The 22,368-nt window shown below is 63.1% G+C and carries 26 protein-coding genes and 3 pseudogenes; 15 read left to right on the forward strand and 14 right to left on the reverse strand.

What is annotated here, in order from left to right; genetic code table 11:
- The first annotated feature begins 208 nt into the window (after positions 1–208).
- The 5 genes from AX709_RS15160 (at position 209) to AX709_RS15180 (ending at position 3,233) form a co-directional block, all read left to right on the forward strand.
- Complete coding sequence (locus AX709_RS15160; RefSeq protein WP_013039078.1) at positions 209–472, forward strand: DUF2933 domain-containing protein; 264 nt, start codon at positions 209–211, stop codon at positions 470–472.
- Entirely contained in the window at positions 469–1,218 is a 750-nt protein-coding gene (locus AX709_RS15165; protein ID WP_082731805.1) for a methyltransferase family protein, read from the forward strand. Before AX709_RS15160 ends, AX709_RS15165 begins: the two co-directional genes overlap by 4 nt.
- 55 nt (positions 1,219–1,273) lie before the next feature.
- The gene (locus tag AX709_RS15170) at positions 1,274–1,549 is read left to right on the forward strand and encodes a hypothetical protein (protein ID WP_030541607.1); all 276 of its coding nucleotides are present in this window, start codon (positions 1,274–1,276) and stop codon (positions 1,547–1,549) included.
- Positions 1,550–2,146: 597 nt separating this feature from the next.
- Complete coding sequence (locus AX709_RS15175; protein ID WP_331386562.1) at positions 2,147–2,851, forward strand: PepSY domain-containing protein; 705 nt, start codon at positions 2,147–2,149, stop codon at positions 2,849–2,851.
- A 112-nt stretch (positions 2,852–2,963) separates the two neighbouring features.
- Entirely contained in the window at positions 2,964–3,233 is a 270-nt protein-coding gene (locus tag AX709_RS15180) for a hypothetical protein (RefSeq protein ID WP_037448046.1), read from the forward strand.
- 4 nt (positions 3,234–3,237) lie between these two features.
- Here AX709_RS15180 and AX709_RS15185 read toward each other — a convergent pair whose 3' ends face one another.
- Both AX709_RS15185 and AX709_RS18720 read right to left on the reverse strand, forming a co-directional pair.
- Positions 3,238–3,711: a hypothetical protein gene (locus AX709_RS15185; RefSeq protein ID WP_197419027.1), complete on the reverse strand. Its 474-nt coding sequence runs from the start codon at positions 3,709–3,711 to the stop codon at positions 3,238–3,240.
- Positions 3,712–3,734: 23 nt separating this feature from the next.
- Positions 3,735–4,229, reverse strand: coding sequence for a hypothetical protein (locus AX709_RS18720; RefSeq protein ID WP_053000798.1), 495 nt, complete (start codon positions 4,227–4,229; stop codon positions 3,735–3,737).
- Between the two features lie 176 nt (positions 4,230–4,405).
- On the opposite strand from AX709_RS18720, the gene AX709_RS15195 reads away from it, so the two are divergent.
- The 4 genes from AX709_RS15195 to AX709_RS19240 all read left to right on the forward strand — a co-directional run bounded on the left by AX709_RS15195 (position 4,406) and on the right by AX709_RS19240 (position 7,530).
- A complete protein-coding gene (locus AX709_RS15195) occupies positions 4,406–4,924 on the forward strand; it encodes a hypothetical protein (RefSeq protein WP_066550589.1) in 519 nt (172 codons plus the stop codon).
- Complete coding sequence (locus AX709_RS15200; protein WP_066550591.1) at positions 4,921–6,162, forward strand: toll/interleukin-1 receptor domain-containing protein; 1,242 nt, start codon at positions 4,921–4,923, stop codon at positions 6,160–6,162. Before AX709_RS15195 ends, AX709_RS15200 begins: the two co-directional genes overlap by 4 nt.
- Positions 6,155–7,285, forward strand: a complete 1,131-nt coding sequence (locus AX709_RS15205) for a tyrosine-type recombinase/integrase (RefSeq protein ID WP_066550593.1) — start codon at positions 6,155–6,157, stop codon at positions 7,283–7,285. Before AX709_RS15200 ends, AX709_RS15205 begins: the two co-directional genes overlap by 8 nt.
- 131 nt (positions 7,286–7,416) lie before the next feature.
- Positions 7,417–7,530, forward strand: a complete 114-nt coding sequence (locus tag AX709_RS19240) for an ATP-binding protein (protein WP_221885348.1) — start codon at positions 7,417–7,419, stop codon at positions 7,528–7,530.
- A 48-nt stretch (positions 7,531–7,578) separates the two neighbouring features.
- Here the strand turns inward: AX709_RS19240 and AX709_RS15210 are convergent.
- Both AX709_RS15210 and AX709_RS19245 read right to left on the reverse strand, forming a co-directional pair.
- Positions 7,579–7,941, reverse strand: a pseudogene (locus tag AX709_RS15210) (Tn3 family transposase); the annotation flags it as partial.
- Positions 7,934–8,062, reverse strand: a pseudogene (locus AX709_RS19245) (transcription elongation protein SprT); the annotation flags it as partial. The pseudogenes AX709_RS19245 and AX709_RS15210, both read right to left, overlap by 8 nt.
- Positions 8,063–8,477: 415 nt before the next feature.
- Here AX709_RS19245 and AX709_RS15215 point away from each other — a divergent pair.
- Genes AX709_RS15215 through AX709_RS15225 form a run of 3 tightly spaced genes read left to right on the forward strand, consistent with a single transcriptional unit; the run spans position 8,478 to position 9,671 of the window.
- Entirely contained in the window at positions 8,478–8,759 is a 282-nt protein-coding gene (locus tag AX709_RS15215; RefSeq protein WP_066550599.1) for a type II toxin-antitoxin system RelB/DinJ family antitoxin, read from the forward strand.
- Positions 8,728–9,048: a type II toxin-antitoxin system YafQ family toxin gene (locus AX709_RS15220; RefSeq protein WP_044663647.1), complete on the forward strand. Its 321-nt coding sequence runs from the start codon at positions 8,728–8,730 to the stop codon at positions 9,046–9,048. The genes AX709_RS15215 and AX709_RS15220 overlap by 32 nt, the downstream gene beginning before the upstream one ends.
- 2 nt (positions 9,049–9,050) lie before the next feature.
- Positions 9,051–9,671, forward strand: coding sequence for a histidine phosphatase family protein (locus tag AX709_RS15225; RefSeq protein ID WP_044663646.1), 621 nt, complete (start codon positions 9,051–9,053; stop codon positions 9,669–9,671).
- Positions 9,672–10,486: 815 nt separating this feature from the next.
- On the opposite strand, the gene AX709_RS18730 is transcribed toward AX709_RS15225, so the two are convergent.
- The 4 genes from AX709_RS18730 to AX709_RS15240 all read right to left on the reverse strand — a co-directional run bounded on the left by AX709_RS18730 (position 10,487) and on the right by AX709_RS15240 (position 14,088).
- Positions 10,487–11,770, reverse strand: a complete 1,284-nt coding sequence (locus AX709_RS18730) for a hypothetical protein (protein ID WP_044663645.1) — start codon at positions 11,768–11,770, stop codon at positions 10,487–10,489.
- 9 nt (positions 11,771–11,779) lie between these two features.
- Positions 11,780–12,295 carry a hypothetical protein gene (locus AX709_RS18735; RefSeq protein ID WP_125458962.1) on the reverse strand — a complete coding sequence of 172 codons (516 nt, stop codon included), beginning with the start codon at positions 12,293–12,295 and terminating at the stop codon, positions 11,780–11,782.
- A 294-nt stretch (positions 12,296–12,589) separates the two neighbouring features.
- Complete coding sequence (locus tag AX709_RS15235; RefSeq protein WP_237241395.1) at positions 12,590–13,156, reverse strand: recombinase family protein; 567 nt, start codon at positions 13,154–13,156, stop codon at positions 12,590–12,592.
- 119 nt (positions 13,157–13,275) lie between these two features.
- Positions 13,276–14,088 (reverse strand): hypothetical protein, encoded by an 813-nt coding sequence (locus tag AX709_RS15240; RefSeq protein WP_044663643.1) that lies wholly within the window; start codon positions 14,086–14,088, stop codon positions 13,276–13,278.
- A gap of 620 nt (positions 14,089–14,708) precedes the next feature.
- Here AX709_RS15240 and AX709_RS15245 point away from each other — a divergent pair.
- The gene (locus tag AX709_RS15245; protein WP_044663642.1) at positions 14,709–15,080 is read left to right on the forward strand and encodes a PRC-barrel domain-containing protein; all 372 of its coding nucleotides are present in this window, start codon (positions 14,709–14,711) and stop codon (positions 15,078–15,080) included.
- A 78-nt stretch (positions 15,081–15,158) separates the two neighbouring features.
- Complete coding sequence (locus AX709_RS18740) at positions 15,159–15,482, forward strand: hypothetical protein (RefSeq protein WP_047169142.1); 324 nt, start codon at positions 15,159–15,161, stop codon at positions 15,480–15,482.
- Positions 15,483–15,562: 80 nt separating this feature from the next.
- Here the strand turns inward: AX709_RS18740 and AX709_RS15250 are convergent, their stop codons facing one another.
- Both AX709_RS15250 and AX709_RS15255 read right to left on the reverse strand, forming a co-directional pair.
- On the reverse strand, positions 15,563–16,009 hold the full coding sequence (locus tag AX709_RS15250) for a globin domain-containing protein (RefSeq protein WP_044663640.1): 447 nt from the start codon (positions 16,007–16,009) through the stop codon (positions 15,563–15,565).
- 148 nt (positions 16,010–16,157) lie between these two features.
- Positions 16,158–16,673 carry a sensor histidine kinase gene (locus tag AX709_RS15255; RefSeq protein ID WP_066550601.1) on the reverse strand — a complete coding sequence of 172 codons (516 nt, stop codon included), beginning with the start codon at positions 16,671–16,673 and terminating at the stop codon, positions 16,158–16,160.
- Positions 16,674–16,721: 48 nt separating this feature from the next.
- On the opposite strand from AX709_RS15255, the gene AX709_RS15260 reads away from it, so the two are divergent.
- Positions 16,722–17,270, forward strand: coding sequence for a response regulator (locus AX709_RS15260; protein WP_107525136.1), 549 nt, complete (start codon positions 16,722–16,724; stop codon positions 17,268–17,270).
- 10 nt (positions 17,271–17,280) lie between these two features.
- On the opposite strand, the gene AX709_RS15265 is transcribed toward AX709_RS15260, so the two are convergent.
- The 4 genes and pseudogenes from AX709_RS15265 to AX709_RS15280 all read right to left on the reverse strand — a co-directional run bounded on the left by AX709_RS15265 (position 17,281) and on the right by AX709_RS15280 (position 21,751).
- A complete protein-coding gene (locus AX709_RS15265) occupies positions 17,281–17,481 on the reverse strand; it encodes a hypothetical protein (protein ID WP_066550605.1) in 201 nt (66 codons plus the stop codon).
- Entirely contained in the window at positions 17,478–18,200 is a 723-nt protein-coding gene (locus tag AX709_RS15270; RefSeq protein ID WP_231727546.1) for a GGDEF domain-containing protein, read from the reverse strand. Before AX709_RS15270 ends, AX709_RS15265 begins: the two co-directional genes overlap by 4 nt.
- Before the next feature lie 507 nt (positions 18,201–18,707).
- Positions 18,708–19,340: an RNA polymerase sigma factor gene (locus AX709_RS15275; RefSeq protein WP_066550609.1), complete on the reverse strand. Its 633-nt coding sequence runs from the start codon at positions 19,338–19,340 to the stop codon at positions 18,708–18,710.
- Between the two features lie 457 nt (positions 19,341–19,797).
- Positions 19,798–21,751, reverse strand: a pseudogene (locus AX709_RS15280) (Tn3 family transposase).
- Between the last annotated feature and the right edge of the window lie 617 nt (positions 21,752–22,368).

Below are 22,368 nucleotides of genomic sequence, written 5' to 3' on the forward strand. Positions count from 1 at the left end.
TTGATTCGCGGACGCCGCACGCCTATACGCAAAAGCCGCAGCACGACTGCTGCTCCCGACAGTTGCGTCGCGCGAACACCGGTGGCCGATCCGATCGATCACCTTACCCATGCTTGCGCGATGCCCTTCGGACTTCGCTCTCTACTTATACCTTGCTCCTTGGACTCGAGCCTATGCAGGCTGGAGGTTGACTAGAAGAGAACGGCATATGGGCGAACATGACCATCGCATGCGCAAGCGCGGCAAGATCGTTCTGATCGGCTTCCTGCTCGTCGCCAGCTTCTTCCTCATTACCGAGCATACCGCGCACTTCCTGGGTGTGCTGCCCTATCTCATCCTGCTCGCCTGCCCGCTCATGCACCTGTTCATGCACCACGGCCAAGGTGGGCATCAGCATGGCCATGAGCCCGGCCAGGCACCCGCCGGCTTGCCGGCCAATCCCAACGGCCGCATCGAAGGAGAGTCGCGATGACGCACGCCGACTATGGCTATGGTCTGTGGGGGCTCGCGCTGGTCAATGCCGCCGTTTTCATCCTCTTTGCGTTCAGCTTCTTCAAGCCGGCAACGCGGCGCGACTGGCGCAGCTTCGGCGCGTTCAGTGCGTTCATCGTCGCGCTCTTCGCCGAAATGTATGGCTTCCCGCTCACCATCTTCCTGCTGTCGGGGTGGCTCCAGTCGCATTTCCCCGGCGTCGACTGGTGGAGCCACGATGCTGGCCACATCCTGGAAATGATGTTCGGCTGGCGCATCAATCCGCATTTCGGCCCGTTCCACATCGCCAGCTTTGTGCTGATTGGTGTAGGCTTTTGGCTAATCTCGATCGCGTGGACGGCGCTTCACACGAGTCAGCGCAAAAACGAATTGGCAATGACGGGGGTCTACGCCCGGGTGCGGCACCCTCAATACGTAGGGTTCATCCTCGTCATGCTCGGTTTCTTGCTACAATGGCCGACGCTTCTGACGCTTGCCATGTTTCCGGTGCTGGTGGTGATGTACATTCGTTTGGCTAAGCATGAGGAGAGATACGCGCTCGCGACCTACGGCGATAGCTACCGCCAGTACATGGCCCATGTTCCCGCCTTCTTCCCCAGCTTGCGTTGGAAGCGGGAGATTGCAGGACTGGCCTTCACAGGAAATGCTCGAATGGCAGGCCATCAGACGGACGGGCCGGTTAGCGAGGGTTCTCGAGAACACGACAACATGCTGCCAGGAGGTTAGACGTTGTCCTCCTCCGCAAGATCATCACGAACATGACGAAATCGAGGGGGCGTATGTGACCATGCAGGTGACGATCCTTGCGATTGTAGTAAACGGCGTTCCCGTCCTGAGCCTCCATCAGACCCGATCCGCGGCCTGGAAGCGGCTCATGAGATTCATAGACGCGAAATGGCCGGAGCGCCTGGGAGCGATGCTTCCCCCTGCCGAAGACGAAGCGAAGGCGCGCATGTTCTTTCGCGAGGAAGATAAAGACCTGTACGCGATCATCGACGCCGACATATCAGAGCTGCACGATGCCTTGGGGTGGGTCAAAGATCCCGTCGTTGGTTAGCCCGTCACGCGATCGCCCTCGAAAAGCTGGGCCGCCCACCGATCGAGATCGCAGCCACGTCCTGAACGTCACCGAAGTTCAGGACGTGACCGAGCCCGGGCAGTGCGATCGGGCGCTATCTGTAAGCCGGACAAGCAACTGACCTGTTCGACCGCCGTGCCAGCGGGCTGATTGCCAAGGGCGCGGCCGGATTTTGCGTCGGCGCAACGGGTGTCAGTCGGTGTCGGCCTCTACGGAGAGATGTGCAGCGGCTGTCATCTATCGCCCCGGCGCGGAGGAATCGGAGGTGAGCCAAGGCCCTTAACGGCAAGCCCCGAACTGGCGAGGGGTGGCGCAACGCCTCACGCCCGCTCAGCAGCCCTGGATTATCAAGCATGGTGTAAGCTGACGGCCGAGCCGGCGGGGGGCAAGACGCACCGGATCCCCTGTCTGGGACACGGTGGCGTTCGTGCGCTAACTCTCGGGGATGACGGCTGAGCCGTACAAGCGCTGGTCGCGGGCGCACCTGTCGGCCACGCGGGATGATGAAGAATCTGGCAGGCACGAAATGAGACACGCAAGGATGGAGATTCGACCCTGAGAAGCACCAAACTTCGGCTGCACCTTCTCGCGAGCCGCACTCACAAGTGGCTCGCGATCATTGTCGGCGCGCAGCTTCTTTTGTGGTTCGCGAGCGGCGCGTTGATGAGCTTCTTGCCCATCGATCGAGTGCATGGCGATCACCTTGTGGACCGCAAAGCCGTGGCGCCCTTGCCTCGCGGCGTGGCGCTCGTCCCACCATCAGTGATCGTCGCGGCGACCGGGACGCGGATCGAGACCGTGAGCTATCGCATGTGGCTTGGCCGCCCGGTCGCTGAGGCGACAACGGCCCGAGGGACGCGGCTGTTCGACGCGAGAACGGGCGCACTGTTGCCCGCCCCAACTGCGGCGCAAGCCCAAGCGGTAGCGAGGGCCGCCTGGCGGAGCAACGATCACCCAAGTGTGAACGTGGAACTGATCGATCGCGCCAGTCCCGAATATCGCGGCACGCTTCCCGCCTGGCGTGTGACGTTCGCCGATCCGGACTCCACTCGGATCTTCGTGGCGGCCGATACCGGCCGGATTGCGGCGGTGAGGACAGGCACGTGGCGGCTTTATGACTTCTTCTGGAGCCTTCACATCATGGATTGGAAGAATCACGAGGACTTCAACACGCCATGGCTTCTAGGGTTTGCGCTCGGCGGCCTCGGACTTTGGCTTGGCGGGGCCGTGCTTCTTTGCATGCGTTGGCCGAAGCGGCGTCGGTCAAGCGCGTCAGGCTAGCGGACCGGCAGAAACCGGAGAAGCATGATGATAAAGAAAAGTGATAAGTCGCGCGGCGGGTTGGAACGCAGTTGAACAGGCGAGACTTCGTTTGGCAGCGATGGGGTAGACCATGGCGCATCTGAGCGATGCTGAAATGATCAACTGGATGGCGCTTTATACTGCGACCGCTCTGTGCTGCGCGATCGCAATGGCCTTGGCGATCCTTGTTCTCGCCTGTCGCCTCTGGCGCGAGAAGGCCTGGGCGCAGCTTCGCAGCGCCAAGGATGTGGCGCTGTTCCTCCCCAAATCCTGGTGGCGGTGGCAGAAGCTTTATCTGCTTTCGACGCCCGTGACGCTCGCGATCGTCAGTTCGTTCGGATTCACGTTGAGGTGGAGCTGATCGTTTAAAGGGCGAAGGCGTCTGAGAGTCGGGCTACCAGGTGCGCCGCGTTGCGGTCGGCCGGGGTGACAGTCAACAGTGGCGCTACTCGCCGAAGCCTTTCGCGTTGGTGGACCTCGGGCTCGCCGAACTCCAGCACCTCCAAGATCCATTGCCTGATCTCGCCGGTCGTGCCTGAACGCGCTTCGATCAGGAAGTCGGGGCGGCAGGGGCCGGCGGGAGTGAGGTGATCAAAGACGGGCTTCTCGACAAAGATATCAAGGCCCTCCTCGGCTAGCTCGCGCCTCGCTTCCAGAAGCGCGCGCAGAACGTCTCGCTCGAACTCGGAATTGACCGGGATGAAGCGACGGCCCGAATAAATCGGTTGGGCAAATGCGCGCAATGGTGCGTAGCCGTGCGCTTCCGGATACTCGCCTGCGACGATCATTACCAGGAACGGCCCCTTCACCGGTTTTCCGGCGAAAGAGAATGACTGCACCCGAGATCGCACCCAGTATAGAGCTAAGCCGCGCTTTCTGGACCCATGCCGATGCGCTGCACAGCCGCCGTGCGTATGCTGCACTTCGATTTCTCGGCGATGCTGATCTGCCGCAGAGCCTCGAGCGCGCGGATCAGCCGGGGGCCGGCGTAGCTCGGGTCGGGTTCGACCCGCGCGCCCAGGTCCTCGCGCCAGTGGCGCCGGGTGTTTCCGGCGAACTGGGCCTGCCATCTGGCGAAGCCTTCGAAGGGATCGTCGAGCGTCGCGATCCGTGGCCGGCCGGGGACGGGGAGGGCGCAGCCCCACGAAAAAACATCGATTTCGTCGATCTCGTGGCCCTGGAGCTGGAGCGCGGCGGCGTAGCCGGTCCAGGCGGCGCGCAATTGCCACGCGCGAGCACCCGAAGTGGCGGAAGTCCGCGCATCGAGCCGCCCGACGGCGGCGCTCGCCTGCTCGAGCGCCGCGGCGAGACCGTCGCTCCACGGCAGCGATGTCAGCGCGGAAGAGCGGCGAGCCATCCCCAAGCATATCCCGAGATCGCCCTTTGAGTATAGCGTGGAGTCACGCCTAGTGTTGATAATGGACCCTTATCAACACCCCATTGTTGAAGCTTCTATATCCCGGTAAGGAATAGGAGCTGGCTGTTCGTGCGCCGGCGGGCCTCCGCACCGGGGCGCAACAGGGAAGACGCGGCGTGTACGATCATCTGAGTGACCTTGCGCAGCGGCTCGGCCGCCATATGGCCGAGCATAGCCCCAAGGGCCTGCCGACGCATTTTGGCGACGAGCTGCTCGAGGCGTTCCCGCAGGAGAGCCGCAAGACGCTGGGGATGGCGCTGGCCGAGCTCGAAGCCGATGGGCTCGTGACGCTCTCGCGCGTGCTGGGGCCGCACCTGCCGCGCGTGCGCACAACGGTAGAGCTGTTCATCGCCAGCGATCCGGCGATCACCGGGCACGACCCGGTCGAGGATTCGGTCGTGCTCGCCCGGTTGCTGCTCGACCAGCCCGAACTGGGCGGGAACGCCAGGAAGCTCGAGGAGGCCGCGGGCTGGGAGCGCCGCCGCTTCAACCCCGCCTTCGCGCTGCTGATCCCATGCGTTCACGACGGCCGCGTGCGCAAGTCGCTGCAGGACGACTATCCGACGATGGGGATCCTACTCGCCGACGAGGATCTGGTCGAGCTGCGCCGATATGTTCAGCGTACCAGCCAATGATCAGGTTCACCCACAATGGCCGGCCGTTTGACGCCAGCAGGTTTGCCGCCGAAATTGAGGCCAAGGCGATCGCGCTCGGCATGCAGGCGCTCGAGGAGAAGGCGAGGGGCGCCGCCGCGTCGATCGTCGACCCCGAGACCGGCCACCATGCCGCCGTCTTCGTCGACCGGCTGTCGGGCAATCGGGTGGCGATCCGCACCACCGGCTCGCCTGCTTTCGCGCGGCTTCTGGAAAAGCGTCTGGGTGTCGACCCGGGAAAGGTTCAGGTCATGAATGCCGCCGACGGCGCCGCGCACCCCAAAGTCTATCTGGCGCATGCGAGCGAGGACAAGGATCGAGTGCGTCCGGTCGCGGAATATCTGATGGCGAACGGCGTCGACGTCTGGTTCGACGAGTGGGAGATCGAGCCCGGCGACAGTCTTCGGCAGAAGATGGAGGAGGGCCTCGGCAGCATGACCCATTTCGTCGTGGTGCTGACCGAAACGTCGATCGCCAAGCCGTGGGTCGCAAAGGAGATCGACGTCGGCCTCGTCCAGCAGGTCGGCGGCAAGAGCCGGTTCGTGCCGCTCGTCGTCGACCTCGATCCCGCAAAGCTGTCGCCCTTCCTGCAGGCGATGCTGTTCCTCAAGATCGATCCAGCGAGCCAGGCGGATCTCAAGGGGCTGGTGGACCGCCTGCACGGCGTTAGCCGCAAGCCGGCGCTCGGCGCCGCGCCCCGCTATGTCCAGACGGCGCCGAGCGGGCTGGAGGGCTGGTCGCCGGCGGCGGTGGCGGTCGGCAAGCATGTCGTCGAGACCAGCGCGCATGCGCTGGCCGTCGACCCCGTGGTGACCCTCGAGGACCTCGCGGCCGCGCTCGACATCGCGGCGGATGATCTCAGGATCGCGCTGCTGGACCTGAAGGACGGCGGTTATCTGCGCGAGTTGAACGTGAGCGGGCACTATGCTCCGCAGCCGGCGCTGTTCGTGGACTTTGGCGAGGCGTTCATGCCGTTCAGCCCCAGCGAGGATGCGCGGACGCTGGCGAACCGGATGCTGACGGGCGAGGAGCGGGCCGCCGACACCAAGCGGCTTGCCGAGGCGCTCGGTTGGGAACCGCGCCGGATGAACAGCGCGATCTGCTATCTCGAGCGGGTCGGGGCGATCAAATCCCGGCATGCGCTGGCCTCGGCGCCCTGGCGGGCCGTGCAGCTTGTGCGCACCGACGAGACGTTGCGCTTCGCGCGCAATCATGGCTGAACCTGCGCTCCACCGTGCCGAGGCGGCGCCGATCAGCGAGATCGTCTCGCAGGTCGAGGCGCTGGCGCCGGCCCGCCGGCTCGCCGATCCGCAGCTCGTCGCCGCGGCCGCGCGGGCCTGGTCGACGAACACGATCCGCGCCTTCCTGTCGGACCTGAAGATCTGGGACCAATGGTGTCGGCGGCGCGGACTTGCGACAGCGCGGGCCGATGCGGAGGCGGTCGCTTCCTATCTGCGCGCCTTGTCGGGGGTCGAGCAGGATCCGCGCAATCCGCTGAAGCAACGGGCGCCGGCGACGATCGAGCGCTATCTGGTGAACATCGGCTGGGCCTACCGCATGGCCGGGCTTGATGATCCGACAGCGGCGCCGCTGGTGCGGCTCGAGCTCAAGGGCTTGCGCAAGCTATTGGGCACGCGCCAGCGCCAGGCGCGCGGCATCCGGTTCAAGGGTGAGGTGAGCGACCTTGACGATCCGGCGATCGGTATCTGCCTGGCGCATCTGCTCAAGGCCTCTCGCCGCGACATGCTCGGCGCGCGCGACCGCGCGCTGCTGCGCGTCGCCTATGACAGCGGCTGCCGGCGCTCCGAGCTGGTGGCGATCGTCTGTGACGCGGTCGAAGGGCCCGATTCCGACGGCTCGGGAACCCTGTTCATTGCGACCAGCAAGACCGACCGCGACCGCGCGGGCGCCATCGCCTATCTCTCGCCCGCGACGATGCAGGCGATTGCGGAGTGGAAGCGGGCCAGCGGGATCGCGGGCGGACCGCTCTTCCGGCGCGTCGAGACCTATTTCGACGGCTCGGTGCGGTCGGTGGGAGAGGGGCCCCTGCATCCGAACACGATCACATTGATCTACCGCAGGCTGATCCGCGCCGCTTTCGAGAAGAAGCTGCTCGGAGGAATGAGCGAATCGGAGCTCGAGCGCTGGGTGAAAGCGGTGTCGAGCCACTCGATCAGGGTTGGCGTGGCGCAGGACAATTTCGCCGCCGGCGAGAGCCTGCCGGCGATCATGCAGGCCTATCGCTGGCGGGACCCCAAGACGGTCATGCGCTACGGTGCGCGGCTCGCGGCTAAGAGCGGGGCGTCGGCGCGCCTCGCGCGGCGCTTTCAGGAGAGCCGTTGAGCGATGGTCAGGATCAGTGTGACCGAACCATCCAAGCCGGAGCGCCGCCGGCGGGTTCTTGATCGCTCACGGTCGCGCAACTCGCCGAGGGCGGCCTGGAGGAAGGGCAAGAACTCGATTTCTAGCGTGAGGTGAACATCGACAAGCCGGAGGCCAAGTCCCGGCTGCTCGACGATGTCGTAGCCTTTCTGAACCGGGGCGCAGCCCGCATCATCGTGGGCGTCGAGGAAAAGGGGGACCGGTGAGAGAAGGCCCGAAAACGTACGCTAAGCTCGGCGCTCGGCCGTAGTGGTGCGCAGCGGCCTGAACCGCCCACGCGGCTTCTCGATCTCGCTCCACAGATAGTCGCCGGTGAGGCCGATATGCTCCCAGCCCAGCGGTGCAACATGGGCGAGCAGCTCGTCGGGTACATCAGCGCCCGTCGACCGCAGGTGACGGACGGCCCGGTCGAGATAGACGGTGTTCCAGAGCGCGACGGCGGCGGTGACTAGGGTCAGTCCGGAGGCGCGGTGTCGCTGGTTCTCGAAGGTGCGGTCGCGCAGCTCGTCAAGGCGGTTGAAGAAAATGGCGCGGGCGAGCGCATTGCGGGCCTCGCCCTTGTTGAGGATGCTGCCCGTGCGGCGTCGCTGCTCGGGATCGTCGAGCCAGGCGAGCACTGCTGGTGAAGCCGATCGCCACGCGCACGCGGTCGGGCAGGGGGGCGTCCAGCGCCTCGAACAGCGGAGCCATGCCCAACGCCACGGCATTGAGCCAGCTTTCGCGGGTTTGGTGGGTCATCGTCCTTACTCCCTTCAAATCGCCTGTCCGGCGATGGCCATGCCATCGGCCGGAACACGGACGCCCAAGAACGCCGGCGAGAGAGGGGGCAGCGGGATTCGATGGGGGTGGTGCGGCCGCAGCGCAGCGAGGCACGGCCCCGTCTAATCCCGTTGCGGGGGAGAGGCGGCCGGGACCGCCTCTCCCCCTTGAACGAACATCGACGCCGGCGCACGCCGGCACCATGAAGCGAGATCCGCTTGCGATCTCGCCCCGCCATGTGGGTCGTCACCTTGGGCCAAGACCGCTTGCGGGCTTGGGGAGCGAAGCGAGTAGGGCCACGGTGCCGCGCCAGCGGCAGGCGCATGTCCCCTGCCTGGATTGAAATTGTTGCTCAACTGAGCTACATCATGGGGGATTGACCAAGGAGGTTCCAATGGCCGCTACCGCTTTCGTGCGCGCGCGCATCGACGAAACAGTGAAGGATGAAGCCGCCGCCGTGCTGGCCGAGCTGGGGCTGACCGTCTCGGATGTGGTCCGCATGACCCTCACGCGGGTCGCCAAGGATCATGCGTTGCCGTTCGAGCTGAAGGTGCCGAACGCCGAGACGCGCGCCGCGATCGAGGCGTCCCGCGCGACGATGAAGGCCCGCCGCGCCCGTTTCACCGATGCTCAGGAACTATTCGATGCCCTCGACCAAGAAGCCCGCCAGCAGTAAGCGGGCTTCGTTCCCAAGAGAGGCGTCCTACGAAAAAAGGTTCGTCAAGGATTGGGAGCGGCTGTCGCGCAGCGGGCGCTACAACATGAAACAGCTCAAGGAGGCGATGATGATGCTCATCGCCAACGATGCGCCGTTAGGCCCGGAATGGCTGGATCATCCGCTGAAAGGCGATTGGAGCGATCATCGCGAGTGCCATATCGGCGGCGATTTCCTGCTGATCTATACGATTGAGGGGAATCTGGTGAACTTCGTGCGCGCCGGCACTCATGCGGAACTGTTTGAATAGCCATGCGCGTAATCTTCATCCGCCACGGCGAATCCACCGGCAACGCGGGCGTGCCCTGCAATGATCTCGCGACCATCGCGCTGACGGAGCGCGGCCACGAACAGGCGCGCGAAGTCGCGGCGAGCTGGACGCAAGCGCCCGCGCTCATCGTCACGTCACCCTATACGCGCACGCAGCAGACGGCCGCGCCGACGATCGCGCGCTTTCCCGGCGTGCCGGTGGAAGTGTGGCCGATAGAAGAGTTCACCTATCTGCAACCGGCGCGCTGGAACGGCACGCGCAGTGCGGAGCGGATGCCGCACCTCGAACGCTATTGGAGCGCGGCCGATCCTGATTATTGCGACGGGGAAGGGGCCGAGAGCTTCGCCACCCTGCTACGCCGCTGCAAGACGGGCCTAGACCGCCTCGCCGCCATGCCTGCTGGATCACTGGTCTATGTGTTCGGGCATGGGCAATTCATCCAGGCCGCGCGGGCGATCGTCGCCGACGCCCATCTGGATGACCGGGCCAAGATGCGGGTGTTCTGGCGCAAGGGCGAGCCGCCCGCGATCAGCAACGCGCAGCGGGTAGAATTTCACTGGCAAGGCGGGCGCTGGGAATGTGCGTCGGCGTTCACGGCATAATGGCGGGAATCACCTGATTGCCGTGCATGGGCTGAGTCAGATGGAACGCGATCCTCGACTGTATTAGGTGGTTTGTTACATGACGGTCCAGCCAGCACGCTCGATATCCGCAATGGCCGTGCTGCTTGCAATCACTGCCTGCAACAAAGCCGAGAAGCGCACAATGCCTTCTGAGGTGCAGATCGCTTACGACTACCAGCTTGTTCTTCCCGATAAGTTCAAGCGGAATTGGGTCCAAGGAATCGACAGCAAAGTAGAGGAATGGCAATCATCCGATACGATCGTTAGTACCGACTTTGGGCAGTTTAGCGGACCCCCAACATGCCATGTAGCAAGCACGTCGTGCAGCCTGTCAAAGGAGATGATTGGGGGCAGGCCATCTCTCGTCGGCCGATATCGTCACGGACCACAGGAGCGGGCACATGAGCCAAAGCCATTTAGGTATTTTGTGCACATACCAGTGTCGGAGAGATATGGTCTGAAGCTCAACATGTTTGCCAGGTGTGATAGCGAACCGGCTTGCGATGAGGCACTTACATTCTTTCGGAGGGTCCGCATTCTGCGCACGGAGCGACCTGGCTCCGGTTTGATTCTGCCCGACTCGCCCTCTTCGCCACCCCCCGTGCCTGGGTGATCGAGGAAATATCTCAAACTGTTACAGCATACCGTCCGCCATGGGTCACGTGCTGATCGGAAGATCCTCTCCTGCCGGAGTAATACATGACTCCCGACAGCCCTCGCTCAGGGCCACTGGCACGGTCTCTCAATCAAGAGAGGGAAGTTAATCTGGTCTCGCGCCAAGCAATTGGACAGCTCTACTGCGTCAGGAGCGAGATACCCCACGGGTCGATATAGTCGATTGGCGAATAAACCATTTCGCTTGATCCGTCGCTGAATGCCTGCGCTGCGGTCAAGATTCCGTACGCCTTCACCTGTGTGCTCTGCGCAGCATCCGAAAACACGGCTGATCCACTGTCGCCGGTCCTGCCAAGGTGCTGACCCGAAGCTCGAAAGACTCTGATCCAGCCATTAGCGCCGTTGTAGTAGTAGTTACCGCTAGTGATCGCTCCACATGTAATCCCAGTTACACGCCCGGATTTGCACGACACCATCCCCTTGGTCTGCCCATAATAACCAACAGTTCCGTTAACACGGACCCATCCACTTTTAGGAAGACCAACCACCGATGCTTGGTTGAAATAGTAGATCGCGTTCGATCGCGAATAACCTGTGATATCGTGCCATTGGAAGTCGTACTTTGTGCCGTAGGCCCAGCGAGCGATTGCCGGTGCCGGGATCTCTACCCAATGGCCATTTACCGCATGCCAATAGCCAGTTCCTTCAGGGCCAGGGTTGCAGTGCCCAGCGGTGAGAATCCCTAAGCGACCTTGGTATGTCGCCTGAAATGCAACCGTACACCCCTTCGAGGCTTCGTCGGATGCACGCTGCTGCCAAAAATAGTGCCCTCCTTCGATGTAATCTCCGCTGACAACACCGATCGGTCCTGCCGTTGGCTTGGCAATAGGCTTCACGACCACTCGAATGTTCTGGCGCTTGCTGCCGATGAGGTTAAGCACGCGCTGCTTCATGTCGTTAGACGGTAACTCAAGAACGACATCGCCGCTATCTTCCTCAACGTACCCGGCAAAGTCCCTTATCCCGCTTCCCTCAATTGTCTTGAAAATTTCGGTGGCGCCCGCCTCGGCTTCGGCGCGAGACTTCTTAGCCTTCACAAGTTTGACATATCGCCGGATTTTTGGGTCGATCCGATACTTCACGAGCTTACGGTCATCTGGCGTAACGTATGAGATATTGATTCGGAACACTGGTGTGTGTTCAACCCATATAGATCCGAGTTCGCTGTCGTTGTCTCGCTTTACCTGCGCGACCAGCTCTGCAATTGCATCTTGCAACTGCGCGCGTTCTGTCGCTTCCGCCAAACTAATCCCGTACTGGTCCGCGAGGAACTGGGCGGCCGGTGATGACCCGGCCGCGCCAGCAGGGGCAGCCGGTGGAGCTGCTGGTGCTGGTACTTCCTGCTGAGCTAATGCTGGATGGGCCGCTGCCGCGAGCAGAACGATGACGAGTCTAGTACGCATTCCTCTCTCCTATTGCCGGGCGACAGCGAAAATTGCACTCGGGCACCGCTCGGGAAGTGGCTTGCTGAACTTGGTCATATTGACGCTGTTTAGTGGCACGAATGCTCCGGCGATCGTGGTGGCCGACGGCACCCGATAGCTGGCGCCCCCCTCCACGCGGATGATCAGAGCGTCATCGTGCTGCTCGATCGTCGATCCTGCGGGCCAGAGTGGCGTTGCGTCGCTATCACGCATCGTGAAGACGATGCAGTCATTGCGGACGGAGAGCCTGCCCATCTGTGGTGCAGCCGGTATGAGTCCGTTGGCTAGCTCATTCACTGCGAACGCAGGCAGGTTTTTTGGTGCGGCTGATGGTCCAAGGCCAGCGGATGATGTCTTCTTAACTTCAGGAGGGGGCGCTTCCGACTGTGAGGAAGGGGTGCAACTGGCCAAGATTGCCGCGCCACCGATCAGAATCGCGAAAGTATGTTTCACTATCGGCACACCTCTCGCGAAGAGCACGATTACGTCAAACACATAATGCATTCTGATTGCAAAGGTTTCTGACGCTTTCCTAGTCGCGCTCGCGCGACCGCCTCGTCGAACATCGCGTCGACCTGCGCTTCGTCGAGGCCGCTGGTGCCCCCCCGAAAAGGGGATAGCCACGCTTCTGTCGGGCTGGGCACCGGCGGGGGAGGGAATGGCGGCAACTCCGACGCGCGTGCTTGTTGGGGTGGCCCATCCTTCAAGGCAGCCTCGTTCACCGAGCTGCATCCCGCCAGACCCAATGCCAAGCCAAAGCTGCCGGCGATCACGGCACCGAACTATTGCCGCCCGTCATCATGGCCGCCCCTGTAGCCGCGAAATCGTCGCCTGGCTGACGTTGAACAGCGCCGCAACGGTGCGCTGGGTGTCGCCGGCGTCGAGCTTGCGCTGCGCCTCGGCCTGCTGGTGCGGGGTGAGGGCGCTCTTGCGGCCGAACTTGACGCCGCGCGCCTTGGCCTGGGCGCGACCGGCGCTGGTGCGCTCGGCGATCCGCTGGCGCTCGTAGCTGGCCGCAACGCCCAAAACGGCAATGACCACCTCGGCGAGCTGCGAAGTTGTGTCCAGCATCGGCTCGGCGATCGAGCGGAAGCCGGCACCGGCCTCTTTGACCGCGTGGAGGATGTTGAGCAGGTCGCGCGTGTTGCGGGCGAGGCGATCGGTCGCCGTCACCATCAGCACGTCGCCGGGATCGAGCGCGCCGATCGCGCGCTTGAGCTGGGGGCGCTCGGCCGACGCGCCGCTGATCTTCTCGCGGTAGGTTTTCGTGCAGCCGGCGGCCTCAAGCTGGGCGAGCTGCTGGGCCAGGTCTTGGCTGTTGGTCGAGACGCGCGCATAGCCGTAAATCATGGAACGATTCTGCATCAGATTTTTGCATCAGGGAAGAGCGCGGAAAACCGGGACTTTCGGATTGATGCAAAACTTTTGATCTGCTGGTCTCTGTCCTGATTGGGATAGTATCGGGAAGAGCACATGATGACTTCCTACTTGGTGCGATAATCACTTTCAGGCGAGCCCACTGCGACAATCGGCCCAGTCCCACATTTCGCTCGCAGCAGGGCCACCGCCGGATCAGCTTCCGAATAACCTTGCGGGCCAGCCCACGCCATGCGCTCTCCGATCCGGGGCATGGCCTCATCGGAACTGTTGTCTTTCAAGGCCATATAGCCCTCGGCATCCAGACCAAGCTCCACATCCCGGCCGAAAATGACAAGCGGCTCACCGCCGTCTCCATGTTCCGTCAGCCGAAAACACCCGTCGCGGAGGATCACCCGCCCGCTTAGCCGCGCCAGGTTGACGACAGCCGGCTGCCGGTCCTGACGCGGAAACACGCGCACATAGCGCTCAAGCGCGGGATCGATCGATCGCGAATTGCGCGGCCCCGAAAAGCGCAGCTCAAGCCGGTCGGGCATTGTCCAGCGCTCCCGCTCAGCGATCTCGCGAAAACCAGCTTCATCAATGTTCATGTCGAACATGACCTTACCATCGAACTCGTACACCCCGCCGCCGCCGACAAGACGATAGGGCTCGAACCGCCCCCACCATTCATCGAAGATCGGTTGCAGTTCCTCGGTCGGGATTCCGCCTTCACGGAAGGTGAAGCGTGGATCACGGGTGTAGCGGGCAAGCGTGGCTGCGGCGTTCTGGCGAAACTGAAACGCGAAACGCGGAGCCGGATCGCGAACAATGCGCATACCCACGTAATTGCCCCGCTCGGCTGCCTGGATACGCTGATCAAGAACTTGGGCTGCGGCAGTCGCATTATCATCCGGGTTCATCATCATCTCGCGGGCCATAACTGCTTCGCTGGTCATTGGCAGTGGCGTGGGCTTTCCATCCGCAGGTGGGGGCGGTGGTGGTGGTGGTGCAGCGTTGATCGGTCCTGTAGCAGGCGCGGACAGGATTGTGGCGTAGCCAGAAGGGCCGATTGAAGCGCCTCGGGGAACAAAGTTCGGAACCGACCCGACTGGCGAGGCTTGGTTTCCGATTGCACAGCCACCAAGCGCCAACATCCCAAAAAGCGGAAATGACAAAACCGATAGGCACCTGCTTGTCCGTGGGGTCATGAGATTATCAAAACTCCCGTTATCTTGCCCGCAACGCCATCCTCTTAGTCTGATGCACAAATTACAAGTTTTGCATCAGACTGGAAAGCGCCGAAATCTGCGCCTTTCCGTGATGCAAAAATCTGATGCACATCCTGGCGCTGTTCTGGTGCCCGGGTCGCCGTTTCAGGCCCCATTGCCCTGATGCAAAATTTTTGATTTTTGGATCAGAGCGCCCGCTAGTCATCTGTGGGATGACGTCAAATTGAAGGCGCTCGCCCACTCTATCGTTCTGCGCCACCCATTGCTCGATTTCGCCGGAAACCCATCAGGGCTGTGTCGTTCTCCTTAAACCGAAAGGAGACTCCAAAATGGCAGACACCGACATTGCTACCGATGAAACCAACCGACTGATCGCCTCCAACAAGGTCGAGGGCACGGCGGTCTACGACCGCAATGGCAACCGGCTCGGCTCGGTTTACAACTTCATGGTCGATAAGCGCGCAGGCCGCGTCGAATATGCGGTCATGTCCTTTGGCGGCTTCCTCGGCATCGGCGAGGAATATCATCCGCTGCCTTGGGACCAGCTCACCTATGACACGAACCAGGGCGGCTATGTCGTCGATCTGACGAAGGAACGGCTCGAAGGCGCGCCGCGCTATCGGGCGGGCGAGGAACCCGCCTTCGATCGGACCTATGGCGAGCAGGTCTATGGCTATTACGGCTCGACCTATCCCATCTGAGACGGAGGGACGGCGGGGAACCCCGTCGTCCTCCGCTTTCGTGATTATGAACGATGATGACGATCCCTCGGAGCTGCCGTGTCCGATTCCCCTCATCATGAAGCGCTGAAAACCTTGGGAGACGCCCTCAAAGCAGGGCCGAAGGCTCTCGCCCGCAGCACTGGCGCCGCAGGCCGGACGAACTTTGTGGATCGCCTTACGACGCTCGCGCACCAACTCGATATTGGTGGTCACGGCGGGGCGAAAGAGGTGTATGAGGCAGCCTCGATCATCGCAAGGATGCAGCGGAACCAAGAAGACGCAAAAAGCGATGGTTGGTCAGTCGCCGACCATGAGGCCATTGCGGGCCTGAAAGGCATCGAGACCAAGCTTCTGAAACTCGCAAATGGCGTTGAACAATGAGCATCTTGGCTGGCCGCATCGGCCACCAATTTTAGGACCGGCTTCTCACATCCTTTGGGAGGAGTAGTCCGCTGCGGCGATTATGCCGCCTCGGTCTGGTAGAGCTGCGCCTCACGGTTGATAAGGATATCGGCCAGGAACCAGTAGGCCTCCCCCCAAGCGTTCAGAATCTCATCGGTTGCCGCCTCGCCCAATATGTCGCGGATCGCCGGCAGCAGCGCATTGGCGACCGCAGGATAATGTTCGGGCTTGATATGGGTCTCGACATGGCGCGCGGCGATGCGCTCGATCGCGGGTTTCAGCACGTCGAGCTTATCGACGTTCTGCGCGAAGGCGAGGATCGCGGCCGCTAGCCGCTTAGGCTGCGCGCCGGATTCGTGCGCGGCCATGTCGAACAGCGCCTTGATCTCCGGATCGACGAACAGGCGCTGATACATGCGCGTGGTAATCTCCACGCCGTGCTGCTGGAGCGCAGGCGCCGTAGCTTTCACCAAAGCCATTGTTTCGGGGGAGAGCGGTTTGGACATACAGATGTGCTCCGGATTTCAGGACCCTGACAAAAGAGACGATCAAAGTGGCGAGAGGGATCCAGTCGGGCATGGAGTGCGGGCCGGAGAGACAGGCATGCGCGATGAACCCAAGGCTTAGCGGCGGGGTATCCTGTATCCGGATCGATCATAGCTCGACCGCAGTCATAGGGGCGAGCAAGGTCCAAACGACGCCCGAGACGGGAAATTCCAGCTCGGCACGACCGCGCAAGCTGCGGCTCGCGGCCGTGCATATCAGCCGCGACCCAAAGCCCCGCCGCTCGGGCCTGACGACTGGCGGGCCGCCACGTTCGGCCCATCGCATCCAAAGCTCGGCCTCGGTGCCCGATCCCAGCACTTTCCACGTCAGCTCGATCGTGCCTGTTTCGTTGGACAGCGCACCATATTTGATCGCGTTCGTTGCCAGCTCGTGAAAGGCGAGGGTCAACGTCATCGCCGCCTTGGGGCCGATCGTGACCGTGGGGCCGTCGAGGCGGAGCCGCTCCGCGTAGAGGGTGAAGTGGCCCAGCGCATTTTCCGCCAGCGCGGGCAGGGGCGCCGCCTGCCAGTTGTGGGATAGAAGCTGCTCGGTCGCGTTGCCCAGCGCCGCCAATCGCTCGTCAATGGTCGATCGGGCGTCTTCGATCGAATCGGCCGCCTGCAAGCTCTGGCTGACAAGGGAACGAACGACAGTGAGAATGTTCCTGAACCGATGCTCAAGCTCACGAATCCGGGTTTCAGTATCGACCATAACTCTACGTGCCCCCTACCCGGCTACTTAGAGCAATCGGGAGCCCAGGACGAACATTTTGCACGTTCGCGTGGAGCACAGAGCCAGACGGCGCGTTGCTGCGCTGATCGGTGGAACGGCTGCGTAAATGCTTGGTGCGGCATGACTAAACAAGACGGGATCAGCGGCCTTCGCGTGCTGGTTGTCGAAGATGATTATTGGGTCGCGGCTACGCTGGTTGAGATAATATCTGAAGCCGGCGCGGAAATCGTCGGCCCTGTCGATTGCGTGCGGGATGCCCTCGCGGCGCTGGACTCGTCGCCTCATGTCGCCAGCCTCGATGTGCAACTTGGCTCCGAAACCTCGTTCCCGATCGCGGACGAACTGGACCGTCGCGGCGTGCCCTTCATCTTCGCCACGGGTGCGGCCAGCATGATCCCGGCTGCCCACGCCTCACGCCCGACCTGCCACAAGCCCGCTTCGCGCGAGCTGCTGATCGGTGCGCTTTCTCGCGCGCTCAACCCTGCCTAACAGGGTTGCGTCACTGACGCGATGCAAGAGGCTCAAAAGGAAACGCCTCCTCGTCGTCCAGCAGCTCGCCGGGTTGCATCGGGCCGGCTCCGGTCGCGGCGTCGATCGCGGCTTGCAAATGGACCGCGGTGGCCGTCGCGCCTCGACCTCTCCGATCCAGTTGGGCCAACGCCATCTTCATAAGCGAGAGGGCCGTGTCGTCGTTCGTCATAGACATGCCTCGATGGGAACCCGGGGCCTTGACGGAACAGGGGTGCCCCGGTCTCGATCGGTCATTGCGCGGCCGATCTCCACGGCGTTCTTCCCAGCGCGCTTGACCGCGTACATGAGCTGATCGACCGCATGCATCAACGAGGGTTCGTCACGCGGGGTATCGGGCGAGATGAGCAGCGCGCCCATGCTGCACGTCACCGGATGAGGCGTGCCGGCCAGAACCGATGACAGGCGCTTGTGGAGCAAGCGGGCGAAATACACCCCTTCCTCGGCCGAATGGACGGGAAGCAAAAAGGCGAACTCGTCGCCGCCGATCCGGCCGAAATCGTCCTCGCGCCGGATGGTCTTCCGTGCGCCCTGCGCGAAGGCGCGCAGCACCTCGTCGCCGGCAACATGGCCGTGGCGGTTATTGATGCCCTTGAAATCGTCGAGATCGAGGATCGCGAGCAGGAAGGATTGCCGGGCAGGCACCGCTAGATCGAGACGATGGATCAGGCGTTCGCGGAACGTCTCCTTGTTGAGCGCATCGGTCATGCGGTCGCGCGCCGCCAGGTGGTGCTCCCGATCAAAGGACCGGCGGAAGCTGAGAACGATGGCGGCGACGAAACCATAGGTGACGGCGCGCACGGCCATCCTTGCCCCGAGCAGGGCGGGGGAGAGCCCTGGAAGTTCGGCGAGATGCGGCACGACGGCGAGGACCGCCGCGACGATCGCCACCAAATAGCCGGCGCGGCCTCCCAGCGCCCAGCAGGCGGCGCAGACGATCGGGATATAGAGCGGCGCGAGACCAATCCGGGGAAAATGCGCGTTCGCCAGCGCCAGCGCCGTGACGCTGAGGAGGATCGCGAACCAGGCGCGTTCGCGCGGCAGGGAATGACGACGATCGGCGAGGCGGCCGACAGGCAGATGACTACTCACGCATGTCCTACTCGGTCAAAGGGTTCTCCAAGCTCATTCCCGCCCCAACTGTTCCTGTTCAGCCGGCGGCACGCCCCATTTCGGAGACGTGCCGGCCACTGAACCAGGTGTTGGAAACCTGAAACACGTCAGGCGCGGACGCCTTTGGCCGGGTGGCTTGGACATGCGCGCCCGCCACCCGGTCGATGAAGCTCGACCGGCTCGTGTTTCAGGAGGTTTCCACGCCTCCACCCGCGTCTCCGCAGGTGCGCGCACGCTACCGGCAAACTGTTAAGAAAAGCAATAAGCTGACAGGCACACCGGGGATCAGCCGATCTTGACGCCCCGCCAGTCCCGTTTTTTCCGCAGGTGGATGGGCCGCTTGGCCGCTGGTGGGTGCATATCGCGATCGGTCCTGTCGGCCAGCAGCGGCGTCGATCGCTCCTCGATGAGGGCGCGCAGCCGAGTCCGCCCGCGTGCGATGCGGCTCTTGAATGTGCCTGGGGCAATGCCGAGCTGCGCCGCGCCATCCTCGATGGACACGCCCTGGCTCGCCAGCAGCACCGCCTCGCGTTGGTGGGGCGGAAGCTCGCTGAGCGCCCAATCCGTATCCCGCAGCCAGACGGCGAGGCTCTGGGTCTCGTCCACCCGTAGCATGCGGTCGCGCGCCTCTTCGGGCAGGTCGGCATGAAAGCGGGCGCGGCGGCGACCGGTGAGAAAGCTGTTCTTCATCACGGTCCGCGCCCAGGCGGCGAGGCTTGTTCCCGCCGCGAAGCTGGCGCGCGCGGTCCAGCACCGGAGCATGGTGTCCTGCAGAAGGTCGTCGGCATCGGCGCCGCCTCCAGTCAGTCGCCGCGCATAGGCGCTTAGCGCCGCCGCCTGCTCGATCAGCGCTGCTCCGAACGCATCATCGGGCATGGCGATCGGCAAGGGAACACGGGCAGGCACATCGGGCGGCATCTCATTCTCCGGGCAGGGCTCTCCTGCCCTCAAGATATAGGGGGTGCGAGCCGCCGATGTTGCCAGCCAGACCGCTTCAAGGCCCGCTTCGTCCCGTCTCGGTCGATCGGGGCTGCGCGCGTGCTATGGGGCTTCCATATCGCAATCGGAGAGAGACGATGGAGCGCCTGTTTCCGCGCGCCTTGATAGCGTGCATTCGTGAGGCTCGGCCGCCGACGCCGCAGGAGCTTGCATCGATGGCCGAGAAAATCTGGCGCGAGGCTTTTCCAGAGCGTCCATTTCGACACGCGCGCGCCATGACCATCGCCGCCGTAGCGCTCACAGGCGAACGCCAGACGTGCAAGGGACCGCCGGCATCCTGTCCCGCTGAACCATTTCCAGCTAGAATGCGGAGCGCTACGGTTGGCCGATGGTCGCCAGGGCTGGGGTCCGGTGAGAGGATGGACAAAAACGTACGCTAAGGCTGGCGCCATGTTGGTTGGATGCGCAAGGGTCTGAACCGATCACGGGGTTTGTCGATTTCGCTCCAGAGATAGTCGCCGGTGAGGCCAATATGCTCCCAGCCCAGGGGGGGCGACATGGGTAACCAACTCGTCTGGCACCTCGATGCCGTTATTACGCAGATGACGAATGGCGCGATCGAGATAGACGGTGTTCCATAACGTCACGGCTGCGGTAGCGAGGGTCAGGCCGGATGCCCGATGTCGCTGGTTCTCAAAGGTGCGGTCGCGCAGCTCGCCGAGACGGTTGAAGAAAATCGCGCGGGCGAGCGCGTTGCGTGCCTCGCCCTTGTTGAGAATGCTGCCGGTGCGGCGGCGCTGTTCGGGATCATCGAACCAGTCGAGCATGAACAGGGTGCGCTCGATCCGCCCGATCTCCCGCAAGGCGCGCGCGACGGGGTTCTGGCGCGGATAGCCGGAGAGCTTGCGCAGCATGGCCGAGGCGCTGACAGTGCCAGCGCGGATTGAAGCTGCGAGACGCAAGGTTTCGTCCCAATTCTCTTCGATGGCGCGAACATTGATCGGACCGGCGACAAGTGCGCGAAGGGTCGGCCAGGGGTCGAGCGGTGATAGGCCGTAAAGGCGGCGCTCGTTGAGATCGCGGATACGCGGGGCGAAGCGGAAACCGAGCAGATGGCGAAGCCCGAACACATGATCGACGGCGCCGGCGGTGTCCGTCGCGTGCTCCCGGATCACCAGTTCGCTTTCATGATCCAGCAAGCCATCGAGAACGTGGGCGGCCTCTCCGGCATTGGCGGCGATGACCTTGGTGTGGAACGGCGTGAATCGGTCGGTCACATGGGTGTAGAACAGCACGCCGGGTTCCGAACCGTAGCGGGCATTATGATCGGCCCGCGCTTCCCCGCGCCCGCCTGCCCGGAAGAACTGTCCATCAGACGACGATGTATCGCCTGGCCCCCATACGCTCGCCAACGGATGCGCGGTGTGGCAATCGACGATCGCCGCCAGCGCCGAGAGATAGGTTTCGTCGCGCACATGCCATTCCGCCGTCCAGCGCAGGCGCGCCAGGGTCAGCCCGCGTGAGCTTTCCGCCATGCGGCCCAGCCCAAGATTGGTTGCATCGGCCAAGATCGCCGCCATCAGCGCGGATTGATCTGAGGCCGGCGCTCCGCTTCGGACATGGACGAAGTGATCGGAGAAGCCGGACCAAGCCGCCACCTCGACCAGCAGATCGGTGATCCGCACGCGCGGCAGCATCGCGTAGAGTCTGGCCTTCAATGTCTCGGCATCGTCGGATACGATGCGGCGGAAGGGAGAAATCAGCAGTTGCCCGCGCTCAATGGTGACATCGGTCAACTCATCTGCCTCCGCCGCCCGCTCGACCTCGCTCATGCGCTTGGTCAGCAGTGTCCGCCGTTCGTCGATCCATGCCGTAAAGTCGGGCACCACGGCCAGATTGAGAGTGTTGTCCGCGCGCATGTTCTCGAACGCTGGCACGGGCAGGAGATAGTCGTCGAGCGTCCGGTAGGCCCGGCTGCCGTCCACCCAGATACTGCCTGAGCCGATGCGCTCGCGCAGATGGACGATCACCGCTATCTCATAGGCCCGCCGGTCGATCGTTCCTCCCTCCGACTGCACGACCTTGCGCCAGCGCGGCTTGATGAAGCTCGTCGGAACCTGCTTCGGGAGGACCGAACGGCCATCACGATACATTTTCTTCAGCGTCTCGACGGCCGAGAGCAGCGGGTCGCCTGCACGCGACGCGCGAAAGGTGAACGCGGCGAGGAAGGTCGGCGCGAACTTGCGGGCAGCGGGGGTAGCGCTCCACCACTTCCTCAAGGCCGTCGTCGCCTGCCCGGGTGAGATCCTCCGCGCAGCGGACGCTGCGCACGAGTTCATCCCACCCCATACGATCCTCGATCGCCGCGAAGGCATCGCCCCCATCGGCATAGGCGTTGAGCAGTAGGCGGCCGAGTTGAACGTGAACGCGCGCGGTGTCCTTTAGCAGCTTTGCCTGCCCCAGTAATCGATCCGATCGGGTGCGATCGGCGCGGCGGAACAGCGATCCCACCATCTTTTCGACCATGACAAGTGCGGCGTCGGTCAACGCTGCTTCCATTTCGATGGCGAATGCCGTGAGCATCGCAAGGCGTCGAGACCGTTCGAGACGGCGAAGGTGCTGGGCGGTGACGACGCCGGCGGTTCGCGCGATCACGGCATAGCGTGCGGCATGGATGCGGCGGGCGCGGTCCGCCGTGATCCCGATGGCCCTCACCGTGTCAAGCCTAGCGACAAGGGCTTTCAGGTTCGATGCCGAGGGAGATTCCGACCAGTCGCGTATCCAGCCAAGCGGGGTGCGGCCGTGATCGTCAGAGGTGACAAGCTGCTCCAATGCAGCTTCTTGTTCGGCCGAACAGTCGCGGATCAGACCGATATTGGCGGCTTTGCGCGCTTGCGTTCGGGCGATGAGAGCGAGACGTTCGAGTGTCGATGCAGCAGGCAGGACGATACGTGTCCGTCGTCAGAACATTCGGCACAACTCGCGGCGTAGATTAGCGGAGTGCGGA

This window comes from Sphingomonas sp. CCH15-F11 (assembly GCF_001557005.1).
Classification (GTDB): Bacteria; Pseudomonadota; Alphaproteobacteria; order Sphingomonadales; family Sphingomonadaceae; genus Sphingomonas.